Source organism: Actinoallomurus acaciae (assembly GCF_042429965.1).
GTDB classification, from domain to species: domain Bacteria; phylum Actinomycetota; class Actinomycetes; order Streptosporangiales; family Streptosporangiaceae; genus Actinoallomurus; species Actinoallomurus acaciae.
In genome coordinates this window covers 1-1,920 of record NZ_JBHLZP010000910.1, presented here as the reverse complement: position 1 = coordinate 1,920, position 1,920 = coordinate 1, and the positions used below count along the sequence as shown (strand labels likewise).

Here is a 1,920-nt window from a genome sequence, read left to right as displayed (position 1 = left end):
GCCCGGCCGGCCGCGCCGCCGCCCGAGGCGGCCCGGCGCACGGCGGCCTCCTCGTACCCGGGATCGAGGCCGGAGCCGGACAGCAGGTCGGCGAGCAGCGACATGGACGCGTCCGGCCGGTCCCACCGCCTCTTCACTCCCGGTTCGCTCATCCGCCCCATTGTGGCAAGGTCGCGCCACCGGTCGGACCCCGGTCCGCCGACGGGCCCTCCCGGCGGCACGCCGGCCGTATTCGATGGACGGGTGCCGGAGGCTGCCGGACACTTCCGTCATGACACCGACGCAGAGCGCGCTGATCGTGCCGGTGCCCGAGGCCGAGGAGGCGGTCGGCCCGCACCGGGCGTCGCTCGACACCGCCGCCTCCTGGGGCGTGCCCGCGCACGTCACGGTGCTCTATCCGTTCCTGCCGCCCGGCCGGATCGACGACGAGGTGCTCGCCCGTGTCGCCGCCGCGGTCGCCGCCGTTCCCCGGTTCGCGGTGACCCTGCGGAGCGTCCGCTGGTTCGGCGACGCGGTCGTCTGGCTGGCGCCCGAGCCCGGCGAACCGTTCCGGGCGCTCACCGCGGCGGTCTGGCGGCGGTTCCCCGAGACCCCGCCGTACGGTGGCGCGCACCCCGGCTCGACACCGCACCTGACGATCGGGCACGACATGCCTCGCCCCCTGCTGGAACGGGCCGCCGAGGCCGTCACGGCCCACCTGCCGATCCGGGCCGCCGTCGGGTCCGTCTCTCTCATCGCGGGGTCGGCCGAGCCGGGCTCCTGGCGCGGCGTCGCGGCGTTCCCGCTGGGGGACGGCGCAGGTCCGGGGTGAACTCACAGGGAACTCTGAGGCGGCTCGTGGGTGTTCCCCAGGGCCCGCCGGTGGACTGGACCCCGACACGCTCCGACGGTGGGGGTCGACGATGGGACATACGGGGGAGGTTCCGCTCCTGCGGCTGCCGATCAGCGGCTGGACGGTACGGGTGGGCCGGAGCACCGCCGACCGGGCGGCGTTGGAGATCTACGAGGGATCCCGGATGGCGGACGTCTGCGTCGCCACGCCCGTGTCGGTCTCGGTGCTGCGCGGGGCCTGGCGCAGCCCGCGCGGCGGCGAGTCCTGGGCACTCGCCTGGGGTCAGCTTCCCGCCGGGACGACGTCGGCCACCGCGGGGTTCACCACCGGCGGGCTCAGGCCGGCGGTACGGCGGATCCCGGCGGTCGTCATCGAGGGCATCTACTGGGTGGCCGAGGCCGCGGGGGGCTTCGCCGGCGTGACCGTGCACGCGGGCCCGGTCCTGGTCAGCGGCCGCCTCCGCCGGGTACGCGCCCGCTGAGAGAGCCCGGTCAAGGGCGACGCCCGCCCGCGAGCGCCTCGACGGCGCGGGCGACCTCGCCCGGCGAGGAGATCATGGTCAGGTGCCGGGCGCCCGGGATGAGGGTGGGCGACGGGGCTCCGATCCGCCGGGCCGTGTCGGCCGCCGACGTCTTGGCGAAGACGTGGTCGTCCGCGCCGTACACGACCACCTTGGGCAGGCCCACCCCGCGCAGCAGCTCCACTCGGCTCGCCGGCAGGCCGGCGACGCCGTACCGCAGCATGCCCCAGACTCCCGCCTCCGCGCCGGCGACCTCGTACGGACGGCGCCACACGTCCACGCCGGCGGCGTCCAGGCGCGGGCAGGCCGGCCCGCACTGGCTCGAGTAGATCGTCCGGATCAGCCGGTCGGAGCGCACGACCATCCGCAGGAGCGTGGTGCGGTACGGCGGGATCACCAGGTGGTGGACGAACGACGGGGGGCCGGCGCCGCCGGCCAGCGCGTCGCCGTCGAGGAGCAGCAGCCCGCCGGCGCGCGTGGGGGCGCGCAGCACCGCCTCGGACACGATCGCGGCGCCGGCCGACTGGCCGACCAGGATCGGATGATCGAGCCGCAGCGCGTCCAGGAA

The 1,920-nt window shown here is 76.4% G+C and carries 3 protein-coding genes; 2 read left to right on the top strand and 1 reads right to left on the bottom strand.

What is annotated here, in order from left to right:
* Window positions 1–271 precede the first annotated feature (271 nt).
* Together ACFFNX_RS48790 and ACFFNX_RS48785 are read left to right on the top strand one after the other, a co-directional pair.
* On the top strand, window positions 272–811 hold the full coding sequence (locus tag ACFFNX_RS48790; RefSeq protein ID WP_378213280.1) for a 2'-5' RNA ligase family protein: 540 nt from the start codon (window positions 272–274) through the stop codon (window positions 809–811).
* 91 nt (window positions 812–902) lie between these two features.
* Window positions 903–1,313, top strand: a complete 411-nt coding sequence (locus ACFFNX_RS48785; RefSeq protein WP_378213279.1) for a hypothetical protein — start codon at window positions 903–905, stop codon at window positions 1,311–1,313.
* 10 nt (window positions 1,314–1,323) lie between these two features.
* Here ACFFNX_RS48785 and ACFFNX_RS48780 read toward each other — a convergent pair.
* A partial coding sequence (locus ACFFNX_RS48780) for an alpha/beta fold hydrolase (RefSeq protein ID WP_378213278.1) occupies window positions 1,324–1,920 on the bottom strand: 597 nt, incomplete at its 5' end.